The organism is Nonomuraea sp. NPDC000554 (genome assembly GCF_040300065.1).
In the GTDB taxonomy this organism is placed as follows: domain Bacteria; phylum Actinomycetota; class Actinomycetes; order Streptosporangiales; family Streptosporangiaceae; genus Nonomuraea.
Genome location: NZ_JBEPDC010000018.1, coordinates 73,629 through 98,610, shown reverse-complemented (window position 1 = coordinate 98,610; position 24,982 = coordinate 73,629). Strand labels below are relative to the sequence as shown.

Below are 24,982 nucleotides of genomic sequence, written 5' to 3'. Positions count from 1 at the left end.
GGCAGGCTAGTGTCGAAGAATGAGTGTGACGATCGCGGAGGAACTGCTCCTGCTGGCCTACAGCGAGGACGACGGCAAGCAGCTCATCGGCTCCACCCAGCTCGATCCCGCGCTCGGCGGGGCGATCCTGGCGGAACTGGCCGTCAACGACCGGATCCAGCTGACCGACAAGAAGCTCTCCGTCACGGACCCCACCCCGCTCGGCGACGACGAGCTCGACACCGCGCTGGCCCGCATGGCCGCCGACGGCAAGGAGCGCAGGCCCGCGTGGTGGGTGCAGAAACTGCACTCCACCAAGCTCCGCAGACGGCTGCTGACCAGGCTCGCCGACGCGGGCGTGCTGGCGGAGCAGCGCGGCAAGGTGCTCGGCGTCTTCCCCACCTCCCGCTGGCCGGAGGCAGACGGGAGGGTCGAGGCCGAGGTCAGGGAGCGGGTGTCGAGCGTGCTGGCGGGCGCGGACCCCGACGCGCGCACCGCCGTGCTCATCGCGATCGCGTACGCGGCCAAGCTCGACCGCAAGGCGTTCCCGGGAGCGAGCAAGGAGCGCGTCAAGGAGATCGCCGAGGGCGCCTGGGCGGCCGACGCGGTGGCCAAGACCATCGCGGCCATCAACTCGGCCGCCATGATCGCCGTCACCTCGGCCGCGATCGGCGTCGCCGCCTCCTCCAGCGGCTGACCGCCCAAGCCACCACCTCCAGCGGCTGACCGACCAGGCCACCGTCTCCAGCAGCTGACCCGCTCCAAGCCGCCGCGTCAGTTGCCGTCGATGATGTCCTGCGGCACCGGACGGTCCTCCTTGAGGGCGTTGAACAGGGCGAGCGCCTTCTCCCTGTCCCACTTGACCGCGCTGCCGCCGCCCGCGATCTCGTTGCCGCCGAACGGCACCACCGTGGTCACCGGGCTGTCGCCCATGGCCAGGCCCAGCGAGAGCATGTCGAACGCGTTCGTGTCGTCGTCGACGGTGACCGCCTCGGTGGCGCTCATCGCCAGCGGGATCGAGGTGAAGGGGTTGATCAGGACACCCGGGCTGGCCGCCTTCTTCACGACCGCGCCGAGGAACTGCCGCTGCCGCTTGGTCCGCTCGAAGTCGGGCAGCGCCCCGCCCTTGCGGGTACGGACGTAGCCGAGGGCCTGGGCGCCGTTCAGTACCTGCTTGCCCTTCTTGAGCTTGAGCCCGGCCTTGGGGTCGTCGACGGCGGCCCGGACGTCGATCTCCACGCCGCCGACCGCGTCGACGATGCCGACGAACCCGGCGAAGCCGATCTCCATGTAGTCGTCGATCCGGACGCCCGTGACGGTCTCGACGGTCTGCACCAGCAGCTTGGGCCCGCCGATGGCGTAGGCGGCGTTGAGCTTGTTGCGCCCCTTGCCAGGGATGGTGACCGCCGAGTCGCGCGGCAGGCTGACCAGGGTCGGCTTGTCGCTGCCCGCCGGGATGTGGAGCAGCATCATCGAGTCGGTGCGCTGGCCGGCGGCCTTGCCGGTGGCGAGCTTCCTGCGGTCGGCCGCCGACAGGCCCTTGCGGCTGTCAGAGCCGACGAGCAGCCAGTTGGTGCCGGGGGTGTCGGCGATGCGGCCGGGGTAGTCCTCGAGGACGCCCTCGATCCCGGTCAGCTTGGAATTGATCCAGAAGACCAGGCCGACGCTCGCGACCAGCAGCACCGCCACCACACCCGCGATGATCATCAGGATGGTGCGGCCCTTCACCCGCCTGCGCGGCGGTCTGGGCCCCTGGGAGGACGGCTCATCCTCGTCCCGGTGTCTGAGCGGCCTGACCGGGCTGTTGCCCGCGCGCTCTCTGCCGTACACGCGCGAACTGCTCCTCGGCATGTCGGTATCGGCGGCCGGAGCCGCGGCGGGCATCTTCTGCGTCGCTCCCGGGATCTGGTGTGCGGGCGCGCCGGACCCGCCGCGCAACCGCGGCCCGTTGTCGGGCAGCGGGCGGCCGTCGCCTGGCGAGCGCATGGCTCGCGTCCGGTCCTCGTCAGACACTTGGCTCTTCTTTCCCATCGATTGCCATAGACGCTACGTCCAACCCCCTACAAGTGCAGAACTGTCACCAAGGTTTTCCTACGGAAACGTACACAGAACACGCGGAGAGTCACACCGGAAACATTGACGCCATGCTCGGTCGTTAGCGTTGTGGATACATCTAGCGAAAGGACGATCGTGTCCGCTCCGGACCCATGGAGTAGTCGCCCGTGCACGAGCACGGGTTCCTCTGAGAGTTCACCCCGGTGAGCGCTTATCTCGGGCTGCTTGCCCTCTTCCTCCTCACCGCGGCGACCGGCTACTTCGTCGCGCAGGAGTTCGCCTTCGTGGCCGCCGACCGAGGGGTCCTGCGCGAGCAGGCCGCTGCCGGCGACACCTCCGCCGCTAACGCCCTCAAGGTGACAGCTCGCCTCTCCTTCATGCTTTCCGGTGCCCAACTCGGCATCACGGTGACCGCGCTGATGGTGGGCTTCCTGGCCGAACCGGCGATCGCGGCGATCGTACAGCCCTGGCTGGCCGACCTGGGCCTGCCGGACGCGATGATCACCGGGCTGTCGGTGGCCATCGGCATCTTCGTCGCGACGGCCGTGCAGATGGTCCTCGGCGAGCTCGCGCCCAAGAACCTCGGCATCGCCAGGCCAGAGCCGGTGGCCAAGTTCCTGGCCCGCTCGACGCTGGTCTACCTGGCCGTCGTGGGGCCGGTGATCCGCCTGTTCGACTCGGCCGCCACCGGCGTGCTCAGGCTCGTCGGCGTCGAGCCCGTCGAGGAGGTGGAGCACGGCGCGACCCCCGAGGAGCTCTCGCGGATCATCGCCGAGTCCACCCAGGCGGGCGAGCTGCCGCCACGCCTGTCCGAGCTGCTGGAACGGGCGCTGGAGTTCGGCGACCGCACCGCCGAGGAGATCATGGTCCCGCGCCCGCGCGTGGTCGTCCTGCGCGAGTCTCAGTCGATCTCCGACCTGGTCGAGGCCATGCGCGAGTGCGGGCACTCGCGCTACCCGGTGCTGGGCGCCGACGGCGACGTCGTGGGCGTGACGGGCGTGCGTGAGCTGATCTCGTCCGGACGCGACAGCGGCCTGGTCCGCGACATCACCAGGCCCGCGGTGCTGGTGCCCGACTCGGTGCCGCTGCCCGGCGTCCTCGACCGGATGCGCACCGCCGGCGACGACATCGCCTGCGTCATGGACGAGTACGGCGGCCTGGCGGGCGTCGTCACCGTCGAGGACCTGGCGGAGGAGCTGGTCGGCGAGCTGGTCGACGAGAACGACCCCGAGCCGGCGGGCGCCGTGGAGCAGCCCGGCGGCGTATGGGAGGTTCCCGGCTCGCTCAGGCTGGACGAGGTCGAGCGCGCCACCGGCGTCGCGCTGCCGGAGAGCGACGACTACGACACGCTGGCCGGCCTGGTGCTGGCCAAGCTCGGACGGATGCCGGAACCGGGCGACACGATCACCGTGCCCACCCAGCCGGAGACCGACCCGTTCACCGAGGACGACGACGAGCACCTGGCCGAGCTGACCGTGCTGTCGCTCAACCGGCGCGTCCCCGAATGGGTGCGGGTGGCGCCGGCCCAGCACGCGGAGGTGGCCCGATGACGTTGATCCTGCTCAGCCTCGCGCTGCTGGCCTTCAACGCCCTGTTCGTGGCCGCGGAGTTCGCCTTCGTGTCCTCCAAACGGCACCGTCTGGAGGAGATGGCGTCGGGGGGCAACCGTCTCGTCAGGATCGCCGCCAAGTCGGCTGTGGGCGGCGGCAGGCAGCTGTCGCTGATGCTCGCAGGCGCCCAGCTCGGCATCACGCTCTGCACGCTGGGGCTGGGCCTGGTCACCGAGCCCGCGATCGAGGAGTACCTGGAGCCCGTCTTCGCCCTCATCGGCGTGCCGGAGTCGCTGCGGATGCCGATCGCGCTGACCATCGCGCTGGCGCTGGTGACGTTCCTGCACATGGTGGTCGGCGAGATGGCGCCCAAGTCGTGGGCGCTGACCCATCCGGAGCGGGCCGCGATGCTGCTGACGCTGCCCTTCCGCGGCTTCACCTGGCTGATGCGCCCGCTGCTGTCGGCGCTGAACGGGCTGACCAACCTCATCCTGCGCCTGTTCGGCGTGCGTCCGCGCGACGAGCTGGCCACCACCAGGACCCCACGCCAGCTCGCCATGCTGGTGGGCGAGTCCGGACGGATGGGCCTGCTCGACAGGGACGAGCACGACCTGCTGACCAGGGCGCTGCGGCTGGAGGCCGAGGGCATCGAGCGGCTGATGGTGCCGATCGCCCAGGTCGTCTCCGTGCCGCCGTCGGCTGACTCCACCGCGATCAGGGCCGCCGCGGCTCGCAGCGGCCATCTGAGGCTGCTCGTCGGCGCCTCGGGCGACATCAAGGGGGTCCTGCACGCCCGCGACGCGCTGCTCCAGCCAGGGGCCACGGCGGGCCAGCTGGCCAGGCCGGTGCCGAGGCTGGCCTGCGTCACGCAGGTCCCCGAGGCCGTGACGGCCCTCCAGGAGGCCCGCGCCCACCTCGCGCTGGTGACGGGGCAGGGAGGCGCGGTCATCGGCATGGTGAGCCTCACAGACCTCCTCGGGGAGCTTCTCGACACCCGGGCGAAGGCCGCGTAACCCGCTCGTGAGCGGTGCCCGCCCGGTAGCGATCCGCTACCGGGCGGCTTCGCGACGGCCCGCCGCCACGGGTTCTGAGAAGGTGATGCGGTGCGAATTGCGTTGCTCGGACCGGTACGGGCGTACGCCTCGGACGGGGCGCCGATGGAGATCGGGGGTGCGCGGCTGCGCATGCTGCTGGCCCGGCTCGCCCTCGACGCGGGAAGCGCGGTGCCCGCCGGTTCGCTGATCGACGGCCTGTGGGGCGAGCGGCCGCCGGCGGACGCCCCGAACGCGCTGCAGGCGGTGGTGTCCCGGCTGCGCAAGGCGCTGCGCGGTGCCGGGGCACTGGAGTCCGTCGCCGGGGGCTACCGGCTCGCGGTGCGCCCCGAGGACGTCGACGCCCACCGGTTCGAGGACCTGGCCGCGCGAGGCAGGCGGGAGCTGGCGGCCGGGCGGCCGGAGGAGGCGTCCTCGGTGCTCGGCGCGGCGCTCGGGCTGTGGCGGGGCGCGGCGCTGGCCGATCTCCCGGACGTCCCGTTCGCCGTCGCCGCCGCCGCGCGGCTGGACGAGCTGCGCGTGGCCGCCACCGAGGACCGCTTCGAGGCGGAGCTGCGGCTGGGCCGGCACGCCGAGGTCCTGGCCGACCTGGAGGCGGATGGCACGCGGCACCCGCTGCGCGAGCGGCTGGCCGTCCTGCGGATGCGCGCGCTGTACGCGGCGGGACGCCAGTCAGACGCGCTGGCCGTCTACGAGCGCACCCGTGCCGCGTTGGACGAGGAGCTCGGCGTCGACCCCTCGGCCGAGTTGCGGGAGGCCCATCTCGCCGTCCTGCGCGGCGAGCTCGGCAGCCCCCAGACGCGATCGGAGCCCGCGCCCGGCCGCCTCCCCGCGCGGCTGACCAGCTTCGTCGGCCGGGACGACGAGCTGAAGCTGCTCGCCGAGCTGATGGACAGGTCCCGGCTGGTCACCGTCGTCGGCCCCGGCGGCGCGGGCAAGACCAGGCTGGCCGTGGAGGCGGTCACCCGGCACCGGGCCGACCGGCGGGGCCGGGTGTGGTTCGTCCCCCTGGCGGGGGTGAGCACGCCGGATCGGCTGGCCGACGCGGTGCTCGGCGCGCTCAGTTCCTCGAACCTGCGGCCTTCCGACGGGCGATCACCCGGGCCGGAGCCGATCGACTGGGTGGCCGAGCTGCTCAACCTCGGCCAGGCGGTGCTGGTGCTCGACAACTGCGAACACCTGGTGGCGGCCGTCGCGGAGTTCGGCCATGACCTGCTCGACCGGCTGCCGGACCTGCGTATCCTCGCCACCAGCAGGGAACCGCTGGCGATCACCGGGGAGGCGCTGTGCCAGCTCGGCCCGCTCGACCTGCCCGCCGAGATTCCGGAAGCCGCCGTCTCGGCCGCGGTGCGGCTCTTCGTCGACAGGGCCACCGCGGTACGGCCCGGCTTCGCGCTCGACGCCTCCACCACGGGCCCGGTGGTGGACATCTGCCGCCGGCTGGACGGCATGCCGCTCGCCCTGGAGCTGGCCGCCGCCAGGCTGCGCTCGATGAGCGTCGAGCAGATCGCCCGCCGGCTGGACGACCGGTTCCGGTTGCTCACCTCGGGCGACAGGTCCGCGATGCCGCGCCAGCGCACGCTGCTCGCGGTGGTCGAGTGGAGCTGGGACCTGCTGACGGAGCAGGAGCGGGTGCTGGCGCGGCGGTTGTCGGTGTTCCCCGCGGGGGCCGGAGCCGCCGCCGTGGAGGCGGTGTGCTCCGATGAGGCGCTGCCGGCCGAGGACACGATCTACGTGCTCGGCTCGCTGGTCGAGAAGTCCCTCGTGGAGAGGGTGGGCGAGGACGATCCGCGATACCGGATGCTGGAGACCGTGCGCGCGTACGCGGCCGACAGGCTCCTGCGAGCCGGTGAGCGGGAGACCGTCTCGGCCGGGTTCGTCCGCTACTTCGCCGAGCTGGCCGAGGAGCACGAGCCGCGGCTGCTCACGGACAGGCAGCTGGAATCCGTGGCGCTGTTCGACGCCGAGTACGACAACCTGGTGTTCGCGCTGCGCACCGCCATCGACGGCGGCGACGCCGATCCGGCCTGGCGGCTCCTGGGCCCGTTGTACCTGTACTGGCACACCCGGTTCGACGCCCGCTCCGACACCTTCGTGGCCGACGTGCTCCGCTTCGGCGACGCGCTGCCCGACCACGTCCGCGCCGCCTTCACCGCGCTGCACCTGTTCGCCAACAACAGCGGATCGATGATCTCGGACGGCGAGCTGGCCCGCTCGGTGCTCGACGAGTGCGTCCGCACCGGGGCGATGGAGCGCTATCCGCTCCTGGTGGCGGTGATGCTGCTCACGGCCCACTTCTTCGGCTTCGAGGACGTGGTCGAAGGCGAGCTGCGCCGGGCGCGGAGCCGTCCCGACGGGTGGGCGCGGGCCATGGCGTACCTGATGGAGGCGTTCATCCGCGCCGATCGCGGCGACTGGGAGGGCGGCGCGGACACCCTGCGGAAGGCGCTGCGCGGGTTCGAGGAGGCGGGCGAGCGCTACGGGGTGGCGATGACGCTGACGAACGTGGCGCGCAGCCACTCCGTCCGCGGCGAGCACCGGGAGGCGATCGCCGCGTCCGAGCGGGGCGTCGCGCTCGCGTCCGAGCTGGGCCTGGAGGAGGAGATCTACCACCGGACCTGGCTCGCCGCCGAGCGGATGCGCAGCGGCGATCTGGAGGGCGCCTGGCGGGACGTCGACGCGGCCCGGCGACGCGCGCGGGACCGGGGCCGGCACGCGGAGATCGAGCTGCTGGTCTGCGTCGCCGCCCTGCACCGTCGCTCGGGTGAACCGGCGCGGGCCGACCAGGCGCTCGACCGGCTGGAGGCGCTGGCGCGCGAGCTGCTCCCGGAAGGGGTGTCCGTGGGCCAGGTCGCACCGGCCAGGATGGCGAACCTGCTCGCGGCCGGAGCGGCGGCGCGGGCGCGCGAGCTGCTGCCCGCGGCGGTCGGCGCGACGTTCGCCAAGCGCGACAGCGCGCGGGCCGCGGAGCTGCTGGCCGGGCTGCTCCTGCTGGAAGGCGATCCGGCCGGAGCGGCGACCGCGCTCGGGATGAGCCAGGTCATCCGCGGCGTGTTCGACGAGGGCAACCCGGAGCTGCGCGACCTGGTCGCCGAGCTCAGGGCGCGGCTCGGCGACGCGGAGTACGGGGAGGCGTACCGCCGGGGGGCCGAGCTGCCGAGGGACGCCGCGCTGAACCGGCTGACGGAAGCCACCGGCTCGTCGTGACGGCCTCGCGCGGGACCGCCAAGCCCGCGTGAGGACCGGCAGGCCCGCGTGGGAGCGTCAGGCTCCTGACGGCCTCGCGTGGCGGGTGTCAGGTCGTTGTCGGGTGCCTGTCAGCGCGGCCGGACATCGTTGGCGCCATGACCAGCCCCCTCCCCACCGTGGCGCCCACGAGCGCCACCGCTCGATCGCTGGCGCCGGACCTGGCACGCGGCTTCATGCTGCTGCTGATCGCCCTGGCGCACGCGCCCGCGTTCGTCAGCCACTGGGATCTCGGCCCGTCCGCGCTCAACACCGCCGCCGAGTTCGTCAGGTCCCTGCTCGCCGAGAACCAGGCCCGCCCCATGTTCGTCTTCCTCTTCGGCTACGGGCTGGGACAGCTGTACCAGCGCCAGCGCGCGCGGGGCGGCGACTGGACGTCCACCAGGAAGCTGTTGCGCCGCAGGAGTCTCTGGCTGATCGTCATCGGCTTCGCGAACACGGTGGTGCTGGTGCCGTTCGACGTCGTCGCGGTCTACGGGCTGACGCTGCTCGTGCTCGCGCCGCTCGTCCGGGCCCGCGACTCGGTGCTGTGGTGGACGAGCGCCCTGACTCTCGTCCCCGCGACCGCCCTGCTCGCGTGGCAGAGCGTGACGGCCCTGGCCGCCGCCGCCGGCGGCACCTCCATCACGATGGCGCAGTACATGGAGCCCGACCTCGTCGCCCATCTCGTCGCCAGCATCCCGTCCTGGCCGGTGGAGACGGCTGTGTCGACCGTCATGGTGGTGCCGGGCATGCTGCTGGGCGTCTGGGCCTCCAGGCGCCGGATCCTGGACGACCCCGAGCGCCACGCGGCGCTGCTGCGCCGCGTCACTCTGATCTTCGTCGGGGTGTCCGTCATCGGCAGGCTCCCCATGGCCCTGCTGCTGACCGGCGCGTGGACGACCTCCTCCACGCCCGTGGCCTGGGCGGTCGCCGTCGCGCACGATCTGACCGGCTACCTCGGCGGCGTCGGCATGGCCGCCGCCGTCGGCCTCGTCGCGATCAGGCTCGGACGCGGCCACGGCCCCCTCACCACGGCCCTCACGGCGCTGGGCCAGCGGTCGCTGACGTTCTACCTGCTCCAGTCGGTGGTGTGGCTGGCCCTGTTCTACCCGTTCACCCTGGACCTGCGGGACGACATGGGCTCCGCCGCCACCTTCGGGATCGCCGTCGCCCTCTGGGCGGCCTCGGTCCTGCTGGCCGAGTGGATGCGTCGGGCGGGCCACCGCGGCCCGGCCGAGGTGCTGCTGCGACGGCTGTCCTACCGATGACGCGCTGCTGCGAAGATCGGGGGTGCGCGGCTGCGCATGCTGCTCGATCCCGTTGATCTTCATGGTGCTTCCTTCTCGATCACGTACCAGCTCCTGTGGTGAAAGCCGGTCACCCGCGCGCCGTCGTTCAGCAGCCCGCCGACGACCTCGCGCACGGCCAGCCGCCACCGCCGGGCGGTGGCGGGATCGCGTCGTCGCAATCCCTCGATGTCCGCCGGCACCGCGACGAGAACCATCGCGGCGTCGGTCCGACCGGGTACGGGCCAGCCGTCCTGCTCGCCCAGTCCGATGACGACGTCCGCGGGAACCTCCGGCGGCGGCGCCGCCGGCCCGGTCAGCCGCCACACCGTCAGCAGACGGTCGGATTCGTCGCCTTCGTTGACGGCGTCGGCCATGACTCCGTAGAAGGAGGGCAGATACGCCTCCGGCCGCGCTCCGAGCTTGGCGAGATTGAATTGGGCGTTGCGCCGGACCAGCGGATCATAGGTCCACGTGATCCGCGACAGACCGCGCTCCAGCGCCCACTCGCGCTGATGCAGCTTGAGCGCGAGGCCGATACCGCGTCCCCGCTCAGCGCCGGTGACGTGGGAGTGGAGCGCGTCGCCGATCGGAGCCGACAAGAAGCCGACCGAGGCGCCAACCAGGCGTCCGCCTTCGTAGGCGCCGGCGACGTAGTTGCCCGTATGCGTGAGCACGCGCAGCATCTCCAGCGTGATCGGCTCGCCGCCGGGCCGAGGCCGCCAGATGCGGTCGAAGAGCGCGATGACCTGTTCCAGATCTGCCATCTCGTGGAGTTCGCGTAGCGTGACCCGCTGCAGGACCGTCATCGCGTCACCACCGCGATCAGTTGCTCGATCACATGGGCCGTCCCGGCCTGCTGGGGAACAACCAGCGCACGTGCCCTCCAAGGATCTCGGTGATGTCCTCGTGCGAGACGTTAGGTCAGCCCGTCGGCGCGGGGATTCGTACCGGGCTCCGAACCTTCCGGTGTCCTCTTCGTCGATCGGCACGAAGGGTTCCAGCTGGCTATACCACCGTCATCCCGCTGGCTGGATCGCGACGGCGAACAGGTCTGGATAGCCTCCGCGCATTGGAGGCAGCCATGGGGATGAAGATCTCGCTCGATCGGGTGCTCGACGAACTCGGCGTCACGCTCGTGGACCTGATCGCGGGCGATCCCCGCGCGGCCCCCGAGGTGACCGGCGTCGCCATCCTCGACCCGCACGACGATCTGGTGCTGTCCGACGGCACCATGGTCCTGGGCGTCGGCGTCAGGGAGCCGGGGGAGGTCCTCGCCCTGTTTCGCCGTCTCGCGCAGAGCCACGTCTGTGCGTTGGTCCTCCGCGCGCCCGTCCCCCTCACGGCGGACGTTCAGACGGCAGCCGAGGAGTCAGGGGTGCCCTTGCTGAGCCTTACCCGTGGGGCGTCGTGGGTGCAGCTCACCGGTTCGGTGCGCGCTTTGCTGGCACAGGCGGGAGAGGACGAGCTGGTCGGCGTCCGAGCGGGAGACCTGTTCGCCGTCGCCAACGCGGTGAGCGCCCTGCTCGACGCGCCGGTGACGATAGAGGACCGCGGTTCCCGAGTGCTCGCCTTCTCCAACCGGCAGGACGAGGCCGACCAGAGCCGCGTGGAAACCATACTCGGCAGGCGAATGCCCGAGCGCTATCTGCGCCTCCTGGAGGAGCACGGGGTCTTCAGTGAGCTGTACCGCAGTGATCGGCCCCTCCATTTCGACCTCCGGATTCCCGGGCTGTTGCCGCGGGTCGCGCTCGCAGTGCGGGCAGGAGACGAGATCCTCGGCTCGATCTGGGCCACCGTCAGTACTCCGCTGAGCTCGGCCAGGGAGCGGGCCTTCGCCGAGGTCGGGAAGCTGGTGGCGGTGCACCTGCTGCGCCACCGGGCGAGCCTCGACGCCGAGCGGCGGCAGAGATCCGATCTGGTGACCGCGGCCCTGGAGGGCGGGCCGGGCGCGATGGCGGCCATCGAGCAGCTGAGGCTCCATGACCGGCCGACCGTCGTCATGGCGTACGCACTGACGTCGCGATGGGACGCCGGTCAGCCCGCGGACGGGGAGGCGGCCAGGCGCCGTGCCGCCGACGCGTTCGCCGTCCACCTGTCGGCCGCGCATCCCGACGCGGTTCACGCGCTGGTCGGTGATGTCGCGTACGGCGTCGTGCCCGCGCCCTCGCGCGGTGAGGACGGCACTGTCCGCGCGAAACGGATCGCGACCGAGTTCCTGGAACGGATCGGCGAGCGAGGTCGAGGGGTGGTGGGCATCGGGTCCCTGGCGCCCGGCGGGCCGAGCCTCACGGCCTCCCGGGCGGATGCCGACCGGGTGCTGCGTCTACTCCAGGCCGATCCCCGGCTGGGGCCGGTGGCGAGAATCGGCGACGTCTACGTCGAGGTGCTGCTGTCGGAGTTGTGGCAGGTGATGTCGTCGTGGGGGCATCGCCCGGATGGGCCGGTCGACCGGTTGCTCGGCTACGACGCCGCGCATGGCGGCCGGTTGGTCCCCACCCTTCGGGCATGGCTGGACTGCTTCGGCGACGTGCCTTCCGCTTCTGCGGTCGTCCACGTCCACCCCAACACCTTCAGGTACCGGCTCCGCAGGCTGGCCGAGGTCGGCGGGATCGACTTGGACGACCCGGACCAGCGGTTCGCGGCGATGCTGTTCCTGCGTCTCTATGAACGGCGTTCGTGATCCTGGGACCAGTGCCCGCTCCATTCTTCGTCGGCGGGCACGAGGTCACCCGGCAGGCGGCTTCCTACGCTCGCGGATGCGATGCGCCGACCCGCCAGGAAAGGGGAGCCCCTGTGGAGCCGTTCAAGATCAAAGTAGTGGAGCCGCTGGCAATGCTCACGCGTGCGGAGCGGTCCGCCGCACTGCAGGCTGCTCATTACAACCTCTTCCGGCTGCGAGCCGACCAGGTGACGATCGATCTCTTCACCGACTCCGGCACCGGAGCGATGTCCGCCCAGCAGTGGGCGGCCGTGATGCTGGGCGACGAGTCCTACGCCGGCGCACGCTCGTTCTTCCGTTTCGAGCAGGTCGTCCGTGACCTGACCGGTCATCCGCACGTGCTGCCGACCCACCAGGGACGCGCGGCCGAGCGCATCCTGTTCTCCAGCCTGCTGCGCCAAGGGCAGGTCAGCGTGAGCAACACGCACTTCGACACCACCCGCGCCAACGTCGAGCTGGCTGGCGGGCAGGCGCTGGACCTGCCCAGCCCGGCGGCCGCCGAACTCGACAGCAAGGAGCCCTTCAAGGGAGACCTCGACGTGGCGGCGCTCGAATCGCTGCTGGCGCGCGGTGTGGAGGTGGGCTGCGTCATCATGACCGTCACCAACAACGCCGGCGGCGGGCAGCCTGTCTCGATGGCGAACCTCAGATCCGTCCGCGAAATCTGCGAGCGCCACGCCGTGCCGTTCTTCCTGGACGCGGCGCGCTTCGCGGAGAACGCCTACCTGATCACCCAGCGCGAGCCGGGCTACGGCGGGCACACTCCCCGCCAAGTCGCGGAAGAGATGTTCGCCCTGGCCGACGGCAGCGTCGCCAGCTTGAAGAAGGACGGCATCGCCAACATCGGCGGGTTCATCACGCTGCGCGCTGAAGAGCTGGCGGCCCGGTGCCGTGAGCTGCTGATCGCGACCGAGGGCTTCCCCACGTACGGCGGACTGGCCGGGCGCGATCTAGAGGCGCTGGCCCAAGGTCTGATCGAGGTCACCGACCCCGCCTATCTCCGCCACCGTGCCGACACCGCCGCCTGGTTCGCCGACGGGCTGGAAGCAGCCGGCCTCCCCTCCGTGCGGCCGGCGGGCTGCCACGCGGTGTACCTGGATGCGCGGCGCGTCCTCCCGCACATCCCGCCCGCGCTGTTCCCCGCGCACGCTCTCGCATGCCAGCTGTACGTGGAGGGCGGAGTCCGCAGCTTCGAGGTGGGCACGCTGAGCTTCGGCAGGACGGGCGAGGACGGCGAGGAGGAGGCGGCGCCACACGAGCTGCTCCGGCTGGCCCTCCCCCGCCGGGTCTACACCCGCAGCCACCTGGAGCACGTGATCCATTGCGCCGGGGCCGTCGCGGCCCGTGCGGCATCCGTCCGCGGATACCGGATCGCAGAAGCGCCACGCTCGCTGCGCCACTTCACCGCGAAGCTCGTACCGGCATGAACGAGTGGGCAAGGATCCGCACGCCCGCATTGGTGGTGGACCAGGCCACGGTCGAGCACAACATCGACCACGCCATCGCACGCATGGGCTCGCCCGGCAAGTGGCGGGCACACGTGAAGACGGCCCGCGCAGCATGGGCGATCAGCCGCCTGCTGGAGCGCGGCCTGACCAGGCTCAAGGCCTCGACCACGGCCGAGCTGGCCGCCGCCTTGGCCACGGGCGCGCCCGACGTGCTCCTGGCCTTCCCCGCGCTCGGCCCAGCCCGGTCGCGGGCCGCCGAGCTGGCCGCCGCGCACCCGCGAGCGCGAGTATCGGTCCTCGTCGACTCGATCGAGGCGCTGGACGGGTGGACCGGCGGCCCGCTCGGCGCGTTCCTCGACGTGGACCCGGGGATGGGCCGCACCGGGGTGCCCGTGCGCGACCACGCCCGGGCCCTCGACGTGGTGGCGGCGCTCACCTCGCGCGGCATCGAACTCCGGGGCTTGCACACCTACGACGGCCACCTCGCCGACCTGCCCGTCGACGCGCTCGGCGACCAGGTGGCCGAGGGCATGCGCGAGCTCATCGCCCTCGCGCGGGCCCTCGAGTCCGCCGGCCACCCGGTGCGGGAACTGGTGACGGGCAGCACCTCGACCTTCCAGGCCGTGCTGACGCACCCCCTGCCTTGCGGCTGGGCCGAGCGTCTGACCCTGGGGCCGGGCACGCTGGTCTACAGCGACCTGAGGACGGTCGAACGGCTGGGGGATGCCTTCCCGCCCGCGGCCAGAGTGCTCGCCCGGGTGGTGAGCCGGCCGCGTACGGATCTGATCACGCTCGACGCGGGCCTGACGGCCATCGGAGTCGACGCGGGGCACCCCCACGCGGCGATCCTCGGCCATCCAGAGCTCCGCGTCGGACAGCCGTCGCAGGAGCATCTCATCGTCGAGGCACGCGAGGGTGCGGCTCCTGCGGTGGGAGCCCTGCTCTGGCTTGTGCCGCGGCATGTGGACACCACGGTCGCCCAGTTCGACCACATGCACGTGATCGGCAGGACGGGCGATGTGCGGGTCGAGCAGGTCACCGCGCGGCACCACGAATCACCGTGAATCAGCGTAGTGGCACGCCACGTGATGCGGGCGTGCCTGCGCGCCGGCATGGGGATCGGCCACTTCGCAGAGCATCCGCCCTGGCGCGATGAGCGGCCCCGAAGGGCATCGTGTGTGGAATCGGCACCCCGCGGGCGGGTGCCGAGGGTCCGGCATGTCCGCATCGAGGGCGGCCTCATCGTCGGCGTCCAGCCTGTGGGCCGAGTCGAGCAACATCCTGGTGTAGGGGTGTCTGGGCCTTTCGAGCACGTCGTCCGTGGGCGCGCACTCGACGATCCGCCCCAGGTGCATCACCGCGACGAGGTCGCTGACGTACCGCACGACGGCGAGGTCGTGCGAGATGAACACCATGGTCAGCGCCGTGTCGCGCTGCACGGCTCGTACGGTGTTGAGCACAGAGCCCTGGACGGACACGTCCAGGGCCGAGGTGATCTCGTCGGCGATGAGCACGCGCGGCCGGGACGCCAGCGCCCGTGCCAGCGCCACCCGCTGGCGCTGGCCGCCGGACAGCTGAGCCGGCGGGAGATCGGCGATCCGCGGATCCAGGTCCACGAGTTCCAGCACCCGACTGATCTCCGCCGCTCGCCCGGCTCTGCCGGGCACGGCTTCGGCGATCGAGGCCCCGACCGTCATCCGGGGATCGAGGGAGGAGTAGGGATCCTGGAAGACGAGCTGGATTCCGAGCGAGCCGGGCCTGGCGGCGTCCACCCGGATGTCGCCGGAGTGGACCGGGATGAGGCCGGCTGCCGCGCGCGCCAGGGTGGACTTCCCCGAGCCGGACTCTCCGACCAACCCGACCACCTTTCCCGACGGCACCACGAGGTCGACCTCGCTCACCGCGGTGAAGGCACGTCGGCCTTCGCCGACGCGTACGGACACACCGCGAAATTCAAGCGTGCTCATGTTCTTCCTCCGGGGGCTCCGGGTGCCAGCACGCCACCCTGTGGTCGTCCGCCTGCTGGATCAAGGGCGGGCGTTCTGTCGTGCAACGCTCATCGGCGCGGGCGCAGCGTGCGGCGAAGGCACATCCGGCCGGCCGTTCCCCGGGAGATGGCTGCCGGCCGGGGATGGCGGCCAGGGGAAGCTCGCGGTCGGTCGTCATCTTCGGCACCACGGCCAGGAGCGCTCGGGTGTAGGGGTGCCTGGGGGCGGTCGCGAGCCGCTTGGCGGACAGGTCCTCGACGAGGGTGCCGCAGTACATGACCAGAACCCGGTCGCAGGTCTTCTCGACGACGGCCAAGTCGTGGGAGATGAGCAGGAGCGCGGCGCCGGATCGGCCGCTCAGATCGCGGAGCAGCCGCAGGATGCGGCGCTGAACGCTCACGTCGAGGGCGGTCGTGGGTTCGTCGGCGATGATGAGCCGTGGTTCGCCCATCAGTCCCATGGCGATCATGACGCGTTGCCGCATGCCGCCGGAGAGTTCGTGGGCATACTGGCGGACGCGGTGCTCGGCGGCCGGGATGCGGACGTCTCGAAGACGATCCACGGCACGGCCGAGGGCGGTGGCGCGGGAGAGCCCGTGATGGACCCGCGATACCTCGGCGAGTTGCCGTCCGACGCGCAGCGCCGGGTTCAGCGAGGTCATGGGGTCCTGAAAGACCATGGAGATGGAGGCCCCGAGCCGCAGCCGCCGTTCACGGCCCGAGGTCGTCAGCAGGTCGGTGCCGGCGACCACCAGGCGGCTCGCCCGTACCCTGACCGCGGTTCCGGCCAGGCCGGCGATCGCGAGCGCGGTGAGGCTCTTGCCCGAGCCCGACTCTCCGACGAGGCCGACGCGGTCCCCGGCGCCGATGGCGAAACTGACGCCGTCCACCACGGTGGTCACCTGACCGTGCTCGCCGGGCACGTCGAGGGTCAGGTCCGCCACACTGACGACGGAGTCCTGCGCGCCCTCAGCCGAGGCGGGAGGTGGCGCCTCCGCCGACGGCGGCAGGCGCCTGACGCCGCGCCGTACGCCGAACGCCTGCGCCAGCGCCTCGCCCGCCAACGTGAAGGCGACGCCCGCGAAGACGATCGCCCCTGCCGGGGCCAGCGCGGCGGCGGGGTTGATGTAGATGTTGTTCAGGCCCTCGTCGAGGAGTCTCCCCCAGTCGTAGGCCGGTGGCTGCACCCCGATTCCCAGGAACGACAGGCCGGCGAAGGCGAGCAGCGCCTGCCCAGCCCCGATGGTGGCGTTGAGGATGAGCGGTTCGGAGATGTTCGGCAGCACATGACGGACGAGCAGGCGGGTCCGTCCGACGCCGAACAAGCGGGCGGCCGAGACGTAGTCCTTCGCCGCGACCATCGAGGCCAGGTTCGTGGTGAGCCGCGCGAACGAGGGGGCGCCCGCCAGCCCGATCGCCAGGACGGCGCCCGTGGTGCTGGCGCCGAAGACGACGGCCAGCGCGAGCACGAGCAGCAGCCCGGGGAATGTCAGGGCCAGGTCGATCCCGGCGGTCACCACCCGCCCCGCACGCGCCCCGAGCACCGACGGCAGACCGCCGGCCAGCAGCCCCACGACGATGCTGATGAGCGTCGCCGACAGCGCCAGCCCGACCGACAGCCGGGTGGCGACCATGACCCGGGCCAGCACATCCCTGCCCAGGTCGTCGGTCCCGAACATGTGCGCACCGTGCGCCCGCTGGAGGGCGGTGTCCATGTCGACGCGTGCCGCGGCGTCTCCCCACACGAGCGGGCCCAAGATGACCGCGGCGAAGAGCAGGGCGAGGATGATCGTCGCCGTCACGCTGAGCGTCGTGGCGCGCAGCCTTGTCATGTCAGCTCTCCTTGACGGTCGAACTCGGGGAGAGCAGGCCGAGCGCGGTGTCGACGAGGAGGTTGGCCACCAGCACCGCGCTCCCGTAGATCAGCACGACGCCCTGCACGAGCGGGTAGTCCTTCTGCTGGATGGACTGGACGATGGTGGCGCCCAGGCCCGGCCAGGCGAACACCGTCTCCACCAGCACGGTTCCGGCGATCAGGCCGGCGACCAGCATGCCCGCGATGGTCAGCGCGGAGGTGAGCACATTCGGCAGCGCGTGGCGGAGATAGAGCAGGCGGGCGGGCAGTCGTTTGGCGCGTGCCGTACGCATGTAGTCCTGGTCCAGCACTGAGAGGGCCTCCACGCGGACGACGCGGGACAGGCCGGCCAGGGGACCGAGCGCGAGGGCGAGCACCGGCAGCACGTACGAGTCGGGGCCGTCACGGCCGGCGACGGGGAGCCAGCCGAGCGTGACCGCGAAGACGTAGACGAGTCCGACGGCGAGCAGGAACTCGGGGATCACGGCGAATACTCCGGTGGTGCCGGTGAAGGCGATCTCGGCGGCGCGGCGGCGTCCGCCGTGCGTGAGGACCGCCATCGACAGCCCGAGGGGGATCGCGACGGCGAGGGCCAGCGCCGCGGCCGGCAGGGCCAGCGTGAGCGTCCCCGGCAGCCGTTCGGCGATGATCGTGGAAACGGGAAGATCGGAGCCGATGGATCTGCCGAGGTCACCGGTGAACAAGCCCTTCAGGTGGGTGAGAGTCTGCTCCCACAGAGGGCGGTCCAGGCCCAGGGCGCTCCGCCGCGCCTCGACGAGTTCCGCGGGTGCGGTCGTGCCGAGCGCTGCCCGTACGGGGTCGCCTGGCACGAGGTGGATCATCGCGGACGACGCGGACACGAGGATCGCCATGGAGATCATGAAGCGCATGACCCTCCGGAGGAGGAATCTGGCCCAAGGGTTCGGTGCCGATGCCACGTGCCACTACCTGCTCGTCATACGGATGGAATGCGGCGACACCTCGCCGCGGATCAGGTCGAACCGCGCCCCCTTGGCGAAGATCGGGATGGTGTCATCGGCGAACGGCACGACATCGAGCCGCTTGACCAGCGTGCTCTCCGCGGCCAGCCACGTATCGCACGCGCCGGCGCCGGCGCTGGCGGCCTTCTTCACGAGCCTGTCGTAGTCGGCGTTGTCGATGTGCGCGAAGTTGGAGCCGTTGGGCGGCGTCGGGCCGGACATGTACGGCACCAGGTCACTGGGCAGCGACACTCCCAGCGGGAGCAGGGTGACGTCCCATTGGCCAGTGCCGAAAACGATCTGTGCGAACTCTCCGCGAACAGCCTGCTTCACCACGAGCTCGATCCCGAACGGCCGCAGCCGTTGCGCCATCAGCTCTGCCATGGAGGCGGCCCTGGGACCGAGTTCGGAGGTGTAGGCGAGGGTGAGCTTGAGCGGACGGCCGTTCTTGCCCCAGCCCGCCGCCTCCAGGAGCGCTTCAGCCTCCCGGGGGTCATGAGCGGGCAGATTCCCGGTGACGCTGTCGCCCGAGCAGGCCTTGGGATCCACCGCGATCAGGCTGCGGGAGGGCAGACCGGCGCCGCCGGTCAGCGCCTTGGCCAGCTCCGGCAGATCCAGAGCCATGACCAGGGCGCGCCTCACTCTCTCGTCCGCGACTGGACGCCCGTCCGCCTGATTGAAGAACATCTCGCCGAGCACGGTGCGTGTCTGGCGGGTGAACAGCCCTCCCGCCTCCAGCCGCCGCCGGTCGGCGCCTCTGACCGTGGCGGCGTTGATCTGCCCGCTCAGCAGCAGGCTCGCCGCCGTCGTCTCGTTCTTCACGACCTTGAGCACGACCTTGTCCGGCAGGCCGGGCTCTGCGGCGGTCGTTCCTCCGGGACCCCAGCGATAGTCCGTCCGCTTCACCATGGTGTAGTGGTCGTCCGCGACGGCCTCGGTGAGCCGGTACAGCCCCGTCCCGTCGGCCTGGCGTTTGAGCGCGCCGGGGTTCCGGAGGCCGCCGGGGCACACCACCAGGACGTCGGCGATCTTTCGCAGCAGGAACGGGTCCGGCTTGGCGACCGTGAGAGTGAGGGCGCCGGCTTGGTCGTCGGCCCTGGCCCGCAGGTCGGCTGGAACGTCTCCGTCCAGCAGCGGGGACCCGTTGCGCGGGTCGGTGACGAAGGCGAAGTTCGCCGCGATGTCGGAGGCCTTGAGGGGCGACCCGCCGGCGCAGCTGATCCCCGGGGCGAGTGTGAACGTCACGCTGTTCCGGCCCTGTTTCCACGCGGTGGCCAGGCCGGACGCGATCGACCCGTCTGGCTTGAGGCGGACGAGCGAGTCGTAGAGGAAACGGCCGACCGCGGATGTGTAGGCCGACGAGCTGGTCAGCGGGTGAAGGTTGTCGGGATCGGCTGCGATGGCCATGGTGAACGTGCCGCCGCCGGTTGTCTGTTCTCCTGCCTGGCCACCGCCGGTCGCCGAACACGCCGCGACCAACAGCATGACTCCACAGAACGCCGCATGGTGTCTCATAGCGCCTCCTACCAGCGGAACTTCGATGGGGCAGTCTGCGCCATCGATCAGTGCTCCCGCCTCGTGTGGGGGCACGACAAAGGGTGTGGCCGCCTAGTCGGCGGTCACCAATCGATCGGCCGGGTCAGCGCTGTCCTGGTAGACGGCCGCCGCGGCGGCCGCGTCCTGGAATCCGGTGCCTGTCGAGTCGAAGAGCACGACCTCGCCGGGTGAGCGCCGGCCGCGCTCCGGGGACAGGAGGATGGCGCCGAGTTCACCGCGTACGTGCGCCTCCGTCATCAGCCCGGCGGCGACGGCGTGGTGCAGTTCTCCCGCGGTGAGGCACTGTGCGGTGACGTCGGTGATCACGGCGGCCGAGGCCACCAGCGCGGTGTCGAGTTCCCGCTTGACCGGGCCGTCCGCCCCCACGGCGGCGATGAAGGCGCCTGCTGTGACGTCGCCGGGTCCGAGAAGGGGTTCGCCCGCAGCCGTGCACGTGGCCACGACGTCGCTGTCCCTGGCCTCGGCCGGGGTGTCGATGGCGGTGGTGTGAACACCCAGCTCGGCCTGCACGCGAGCCGCCAGACGCCGCGCCTTGTCCTGGTCACGGCCGTAGATCTGGATCCGGGTCAGGGGCAGGACCTCACGCATGGCCCTCGCATGCATCCACGCCTGCACACCAGTGCCGATGATGGTCAGCCTGTCACTGTCCGGCCGCGCGAGCGCCTGTGCGGCCAGGGCGCTGGTGGCCGCAGTGCGCAGAGCGGTCACGGTGGGCGAGTGGACGACGGCGAGCAACTGGCCATCCAGTTGGTCGAAGAGGAGGATTCCGCCCTGGATCGCGGGAAGGGCGGGCGGGTTGGCGAAGAAGCCGCTGTTGGCCTTGACGGCGAAGTAGCGGCGAAAGGCACCCGTCTTGATATGGAATTCGCCATCGTCGGCGTAGTGGTCCAGACGCATCGGCGGGGGCGCCAGGCCGCGGGCGTGGTCCTGGAACGCCTCCCGCATCACGGCGATGGCGCGCGACATGGACAGTGAGCGCTGGACATCGGCGGCGGAGAGCACTCGAACCATCACCGGCTCCTAGGGAAGATACGGCCCAAGGCCGAGGCGTAGGCCGGGCGTCCGTGTTCGTCCGGTTCGAGAAAGTGCACGTACTGGGAGCCGCCCTCCACGGCGAAAGTCCGCGCGCTGAGCGGCGCCAGGCGCAGGTTCTGCGGTGGCGGTGGCGGATCGTCGGCCAGATCGGTGCGTAGCGTGGCCACGAGCCCGTCGCCGTCCGCCGTCACGCCCAGCGTGGCCAGGACGCCGTCGTAGTGACCCGCGTAGGCCGCCAGGTCGAGCCTCGGAGGCTGCCGCGGCCGGTCCACGGGATCGGCCACAACGGCGCCGGTCAGTTCCCAGAGCACGTGATCGACCACCCGCTGCCCGAGCGCGCCGCCGCCGGGGGCGTTGGTCAGGACGACCACGGCCACGCCGGCGTCGGGCACCGCGTCCAGAGCCGACACCTGGCCGACCGTCGCGCCGCCGTGGCCGATGACCTGACGGCCGTCGGTGAGCGCACGCAGCGCCCAGCCCAGACCCCAGCCGTAGGTTCCCTGCATCGGCGGGATGGCGACCTGCCGCTCACGCATCCGCTCAGACCGTTCGGCGTTGCCGAGATGATGCCGGACGAATCGCAGGAGGTCCTCGGCGGTCGATACCGTGATTGATCCGGCGGGAGCGCACCACGGCTGTTCGAGGTAGACGGGAGCGACGCGGAGACGTCCCGTAACCGGATCAGGCAGATGTCCGACGGCCACCCGCCTCTTGATGATCTCTTCAGGGCGGAAGAGCATGCCGGCGGCCCCGGCGGGCTCGGCGATCCGCTCGCGGACGGCCCGGTCGTACGGCTGCCCGGTGAGGCGCTCGATGACCCGGCCGAGCACGACCATGCCGCTGTTGGAATAGGACCACAGCTCGCCCACGGGATGGAGCTGGACGACCTCGACGAGCTGGGCCACATACCGTGCGATGTTGTCCTCTCCCCAGCCGAGGTCGCCGAGCCCCGGGAAGTCGCCGAGGAATCCGCCCTGATGGCACAGCAGGTGTCGGATGGTGACCGCCGAGGCGTCGGCGTGGCGCAACCGGAACTCGGGCACGTACCGGGTCACCGGCGCGTCGAGCTCGACGCGGCCCTCGCCCACGAGTTGCATGATCAGCTCGGCGGTGAGGAGCTTGGTGTTGGAGCCGATCTGGAAGACGGTGTCCGCGGTCACCTCGACCCCGGTGTCCAGATTCGCCACTCCGGCGACGTACGTGGCGATCTCGTCGCCGTCGAGCACGCCGACGCTCACTCCCGGCACTCCGTACTGCACCGCCAGATGCTCCAGATACGTGGCCAGCCCCGGTAGCGGCCGGCGACGACGTGAGACGCCGGTGAAGCGCTGGGACCAGTCCACCACGCGACGGGAGTAGTCAGCGCGATGCGAAGGGCGGCCCTCGTGGAGAAGGAGATGCGAGCCGCCCGGATAGCGGACGAACTCGACGACCTGTTCCCGCTCCCGCAGGGCTGCGAACCACTGCTCGGCCTGGCCGACCGGGCAGACCGTGTCGTCCTCGCCGTGCAGGAGGAGCGTCGGCGTGCTGACATGCTCCACCGCCGACAGGGGCGAGATCACGGCGTAGTGCTCACGCAAGGCGTGGAACGGCCCGCCGAACTCGACGCGGTCCAGCAGCGCCTCGCTGGACGTGCCGCTCTGGCTGGTCAGATCGACCAGCGTGCCGCCGGCTATGGCGGCGGCGAAGCGGTCCGATCGGGCCGTGAGCCAGCATGCCAGGTAACCGCCGTAGCTGTAGCCGTGCACGACGAGCCGTTCGGGATCGGCGACGCCTTCCTCGACGAGCACGTCGAGGGCGCAGTGGAAGTCCTGCTCGTCGGCGATCCCCCAGCACCCGTCCAGCGCGCGGTAGAAGCGTTCGCCGTAGCCGTCGGAGCCGCGGGAGTTGAGCAGGAGCACCGTCCAGCCGGCCGCTGCCAGCGCCTGCTGGTAGGGACGTGTGACATCCGCAGCAGGCCCCCACGCGTTGTGCGGGCCACCGTGAATGTCCAGGAGCAGCGGCCCGGGCCCGCTCTGCCCTTCCTTACGGATGATCCAGCCGTGGATCTCGGTGCCGTCGGGGGCGGTGAATGTCCGCTCGACCGGCTCGTACGGCTCCGCCTCCGGGGACACCGCGACGAGCGTCCGCTCGCCGTCCTCGTCGCTCACACACAACCCGGACGCGGTCACGAAGGCCAGGCGCCCGCGGGCGTGCGACAGGCCCGTCACCACCCTCGCACCGCCGATGACCTTGCCCGGCTCGCCGTCGAGATCGCTGGCATAGGCATGCGTGGCGCCCCGGTCGCGGGCGCAGAAGACGACCCGCCCTGCCCCGATGAAGCGGGGGATCGCCCCCGGGTAGGCGGTTTTGCCGCGCATGACGTTACGGTCGATGGCCGCAACCCGGTATGGCTCGCCGCCGCCACAGTACGGCTCGCCCGGCGTGACCGGGACGGCGTACAGGTGGGTGTGCCCGACGCCGGCGCCGTCCTGGCCCGTGGCCAGCAGCGTCGTGCCGTCCGCGCTCCAGTCGGCGACTTCCAAGGCCAGATCCGGCGGCGTGACGGCGGTCGCACGGCCGCCCTCCGCGGGCACGACGAAGATCTGCGAGGCGATCTCCAGATCACGGCGGGGCCCGACTGAGGCCGAGTAGGCCAGCACGGCCCCGTCGGGCGACCACACCCAGGCACATACGCAGAAGTCGCCCGCGGTGAGCTGGCGAGCCGAGCCTCCCGCGCTGGGGATCAGGAACAGGTGCCGCCGCCGCGTCCCGTCCCGGTGGTCGAGTCTGTCGACCACGACCGGCGCCCATGGGTCGGCCGGTTCGTCGTCCGCCTCGACCACGACGGCCAGCCAGCGGCCGTCAGGTGACCAGACCGGCGCGCTGACGTCGTGGGTGAAGGCGGTGAGCCGCTCGCTGGGGCCCCCCTCGGCAGGCATGACGTGGAGCTGCCCCGCGCGGAGGTACGCCAGCCGGGCTCCGTCGGACGACCAGCGGGGGGCGGTGTCGTCAGGGCCACTCGTGAGCTGCCGCCGCGCGCCGGTGTCGACGTCGCACAGCCAGACGGTCTTGCGGTATCCGTCGGTTTCCCGGTCGGCGACGGTGACGACATAGGCAACCGTGCTTCCGTCAGGAGCGAGTTCTGGCTCGCTGAAGGTCGGCAGCGGGTGGAAAGCGGTCACGAGGTCACCTCGACGTTCTGGGCGGATCGCGCTTTGTCCACACGCTCCTGGGCAGTCAGTCTGGCTGCGGCCAGCGGGGTGAGGCCGTGCGCGTCGGCCACGGCATAGACCGAGCGCAGCGTCTGCCCAATGCCGGCGACCCGCTCCAGCACCTCCTCGCTCGAACGGCCCATCAGGTCCGCCATCGCCGCGTGGATGACACCACCCGCGCCGACCAGGAAGTCCGGGGCCCACACGATGCCACGCGCGGCGAGCCGGTCGGCCACGTCCTCGTTCGCGAGCTGGTTGTTGGCGGGGCCGGCAATGGCCGCGCACCCGAGCGTCGCGACATTGTCCTCGGTGACACAGGCGCCCACAGCGCACGGCACCAGGAGGTCGGCCTCGGTGGCCAGCACGGCCTCACCCGGCTCGGCCCAGTGCGCGCCGAGTTCGGCCGCCACCTCACGCTTGGCGGGGTCGACGTCGGTGACGACGAGGCGGGCCCCTTCGGCGGCGAGCCGCTGAGCGAGCCTGCCGCCCACCTGACCGAGGCCCAGGATCACGATGCGGCGGCCCGCGGGATCGGGCGTGCCGTGCAGCCGTTCCAGCGTCACTCGGATCGCGGCGTGCGCCCCTGCGGCCGTGGGCTCCGACGGCTCCCCGCTCCCTCCGTGAGAGGCGGGGAGACAGAAGACGTGGGGCGTGCGTTCCCTGACCACGAGCATGTCCTCGGCTGAGGTCCCGACGTCCTCGCCCGTGCGATACAGACCTCCGAGGGACTCCACGACGTCGCCGAGATCCAGGAAGACCGCTCGCCGGGCGGCGGGCGTGAGCTCCTCGCCCTCCCGCAGGGCGATCACGGACTTCCCGCCTCCGAGATCGAGCCCGGCCAGAGCGGCCTTCCACGTCATCGCCTGCGAGAGCCGCAGAGCGTCGTCCAGGGCATCGCGCCAGTCCGGGTAGCGCCAGAGTCTGCATCCCCCGGCGGCCGATCCGAGTGCGGTCGAATGCACCGCCACGACGATCGTCCTACCCGACCGTGCTCCCGTACGGACCACGACCTGCTCGTGCTCCAGTACTGTCACCGGCCTCACCTCCACGGCCA

Annotated in this window: 17 protein-coding genes; 8 read left to right on the top strand and 9 right to left on the bottom strand. The window is 71.5% G+C overall.

Translation table 11 applies throughout. The features are described 5' to 3' along the window. Positions 1-19 precede the first annotated feature (19 nt). Positions 20-676, top strand: coding sequence for a GOLPH3/VPS74 family protein (locus tag ABT294_RS30615; RefSeq protein ID WP_350809763.1), 657 nt, complete (start codon positions 20-22; stop codon positions 674-676). A gap of 77 nt (positions 677-753) precedes the next feature. Here ABT294_RS30615 and ABT294_RS30610 read toward each other — a convergent pair whose 3' ends face one another. Next, positions 754-1,992 (bottom strand): LCP family protein, encoded by a 1,239-nt coding sequence (locus tag ABT294_RS30610; RefSeq protein WP_350809762.1) that lies wholly within the window; start codon positions 1,990-1,992, stop codon positions 754-756. Between the two features lie 245 nt (positions 1,993-2,237). Here ABT294_RS30610 and ABT294_RS30605 point away from each other — a divergent pair, with 245 nt between their 5' ends. The 4 genes from ABT294_RS30605 (at position 2,238) to ABT294_RS30590 (ending at position 9,132) form a co-directional block, all read left to right on the top strand. Further along, positions 2,238-3,584 carry a hemolysin family protein gene (locus ABT294_RS30605; RefSeq protein WP_350809761.1) on the top strand — a complete coding sequence of 449 codons (1,347 nt, stop codon included), beginning with the start codon at positions 2,238-2,240 and terminating at the stop codon, positions 3,582-3,584. After that, a complete protein-coding gene (locus ABT294_RS30600; RefSeq protein WP_350809760.1) occupies positions 3,581-4,597 on the top strand; it encodes a hemolysin family protein in 1,017 nt (338 codons plus the stop codon). The genes ABT294_RS30605 and ABT294_RS30600 overlap by 4 nt, the downstream gene beginning before the upstream one ends. Before the next feature lie 90 nt (positions 4,598-4,687). After that, positions 4,688-7,843, top strand: a complete 3,156-nt coding sequence (locus ABT294_RS30595) for an AfsR/SARP family transcriptional regulator (protein WP_350809759.1) — start codon at positions 4,688-4,690, stop codon at positions 7,841-7,843. 137 nt (positions 7,844-7,980) lie between these two features. Next, on the top strand, positions 7,981-9,132 hold the full coding sequence (locus tag ABT294_RS30590) for a DUF418 domain-containing protein (protein WP_350809758.1): 1,152 nt from the start codon (positions 7,981-7,983) through the stop codon (positions 9,130-9,132). Positions 9,133-9,191: 59 nt separating this feature from the next. Here the strand turns inward: ABT294_RS30590 and ABT294_RS30585 are convergent, their stop codons facing one another. Continuing rightward, complete coding sequence (locus ABT294_RS30585; RefSeq protein WP_350809757.1) at positions 9,192-9,959, bottom strand: GNAT family N-acetyltransferase; 768 nt, start codon at positions 9,957-9,959, stop codon at positions 9,192-9,194. A gap of 275 nt (positions 9,960-10,234) precedes the next feature. Here ABT294_RS30585 and ABT294_RS30580 point away from each other — a divergent pair, with 275 nt between their 5' ends. The 3 genes from ABT294_RS30580 to ABT294_RS30570 all read left to right on the top strand — a co-directional run bounded on the left by ABT294_RS30580 (position 10,235) and on the right by ABT294_RS30570 (position 14,384). After that, complete coding sequence (locus ABT294_RS30580) at positions 10,235-11,833, top strand: helix-turn-helix domain-containing protein (RefSeq protein WP_350809756.1); 1,599 nt, start codon at positions 10,235-10,237, stop codon at positions 11,831-11,833. A gap of 113 nt (positions 11,834-11,946) precedes the next feature. After that, positions 11,947-13,299: a tryptophanase gene (locus tag ABT294_RS30575; protein ID WP_350809755.1), complete on the top strand. Its 1,353-nt coding sequence runs from the start codon at positions 11,947-11,949 to the stop codon at positions 13,297-13,299. Then, positions 13,296-14,384: an alanine racemase gene (locus ABT294_RS30570; protein ID WP_350809754.1), complete on the top strand. Its 1,089-nt coding sequence runs from the start codon at positions 13,296-13,298 to the stop codon at positions 14,382-14,384. The genes ABT294_RS30575 and ABT294_RS30570 overlap by 4 nt, the downstream gene beginning before the upstream one ends. On the opposite strand, the gene ABT294_RS30565 is transcribed toward ABT294_RS30570, so the two are convergent. The 7 genes from ABT294_RS30565 to ABT294_RS30535 all read right to left on the bottom strand — a co-directional run bounded on the left by ABT294_RS30565 (position 14,376) and on the right by ABT294_RS30535 (position 24,962). Beyond that, entirely contained in the window at positions 14,376-15,287 is a 912-nt protein-coding gene (locus ABT294_RS30565) for an ABC transporter ATP-binding protein (RefSeq protein ID WP_350809753.1), read from the bottom strand. The genes ABT294_RS30570 and ABT294_RS30565 overlap by 9 nt on opposite strands. Continuing rightward, a complete protein-coding gene (locus ABT294_RS30560; protein ID WP_350809752.1) occupies positions 15,274-17,139 on the bottom strand; it encodes a dipeptide/oligopeptide/nickel ABC transporter permease/ATP-binding protein in 1,866 nt (621 codons plus the stop codon). Before ABT294_RS30560 ends, ABT294_RS30565 begins: the two co-directional genes overlap by 14 nt. Before the next feature lies 1 nt (position 17,140). After that, complete coding sequence (locus ABT294_RS30555; protein WP_350809751.1) at positions 17,141-18,100, bottom strand: ABC transporter permease; 960 nt, start codon at positions 18,098-18,100, stop codon at positions 17,141-17,143. A 6-nt stretch (positions 18,101-18,106) separates the two neighbouring features. After that, positions 18,107-19,657: an ABC transporter substrate-binding protein gene (locus tag ABT294_RS30550; RefSeq protein WP_350809750.1), complete on the bottom strand. Its 1,551-nt coding sequence runs from the start codon at positions 19,655-19,657 to the stop codon at positions 18,107-18,109. A 93-nt stretch (positions 19,658-19,750) separates the two neighbouring features. Beyond that, the gene (locus ABT294_RS30545; RefSeq protein WP_350809749.1) at positions 19,751-20,710 is read right to left on the bottom strand and encodes an ornithine cyclodeaminase family protein; all 960 of its coding nucleotides are present in this window, start codon (positions 20,708-20,710) and stop codon (positions 19,751-19,753) included. Continuing rightward, on the bottom strand, positions 20,710-23,898 hold the full coding sequence (locus ABT294_RS30540; RefSeq protein WP_350809748.1) for a serine hydrolase: 3,189 nt from the start codon (positions 23,896-23,898) through the stop codon (positions 20,710-20,712). The genes ABT294_RS30545 and ABT294_RS30540 overlap by 1 nt, the downstream gene beginning before the upstream one ends. Continuing rightward, positions 23,895-24,962, bottom strand: coding sequence for a Glu/Leu/Phe/Val dehydrogenase family protein (locus ABT294_RS30535; RefSeq protein WP_350809747.1), 1,068 nt, complete (start codon positions 24,960-24,962; stop codon positions 23,895-23,897). The genes ABT294_RS30540 and ABT294_RS30535 overlap by 4 nt, the downstream gene beginning before the upstream one ends. Positions 24,963-24,982 lie beyond the last annotated feature (20 nt).

Coding starts and splice junctions, on each gene's coding strand:
- ABT294_RS30550 (WP_350809750.1), bottom strand. CDS start 19,657: ATGAGACACCATGCGGCGTTCTGTGGAGTCATGCTGTTGGTCGCGGCG.
- ABT294_RS30600 (WP_350809760.1), top strand. CDS start 3,581: ATGACGTTGATCCTGCTCAGCCTCGCGCTGCTGGCCTTCAACGCCCTG.
- ABT294_RS30545 (WP_350809749.1), bottom strand. CDS start 20,710: ATGGTTCGAGTGCTCTCCGCCGCCGATGTCCAGCGCTCACTGTCCATG.
- ABT294_RS30615 (WP_350809763.1), top strand. CDS start 20: ATGAGTGTGACGATCGCGGAGGAACTGCTCCTGCTGGCCTACAGCGAG.
- ABT294_RS30570 (WP_350809754.1), top strand. CDS start 13,296: ATGAACGAGTGGGCAAGGATCCGCACGCCCGCATTGGTGGTGGACCAG.
- ABT294_RS30565 (WP_350809753.1), bottom strand. CDS start 15,287: ATGAGCACGCTTGAATTTCGCGGTGTGTCCGTACGCGTCGGCGAAGGC.
- ABT294_RS30580 (WP_350809756.1), top strand. CDS start 10,235: ATGGGGATGAAGATCTCGCTCGATCGGGTGCTCGACGAACTCGGCGTC.
- ABT294_RS30585 (WP_350809757.1), bottom strand. CDS start 9,959: ATGACGGTCCTGCAGCGGGTCACGCTACGCGAACTCCACGAGATGGCA.
- ABT294_RS30560 (WP_350809752.1), bottom strand. CDS start 17,139: ATGACAAGGCTGCGCGCCACGACGCTCAGCGTGACGGCGACGATCATC.
- ABT294_RS30590 (WP_350809758.1), top strand. CDS start 7,981: ATGACCAGCCCCCTCCCCACCGTGGCGCCCACGAGCGCCACCGCTCGA.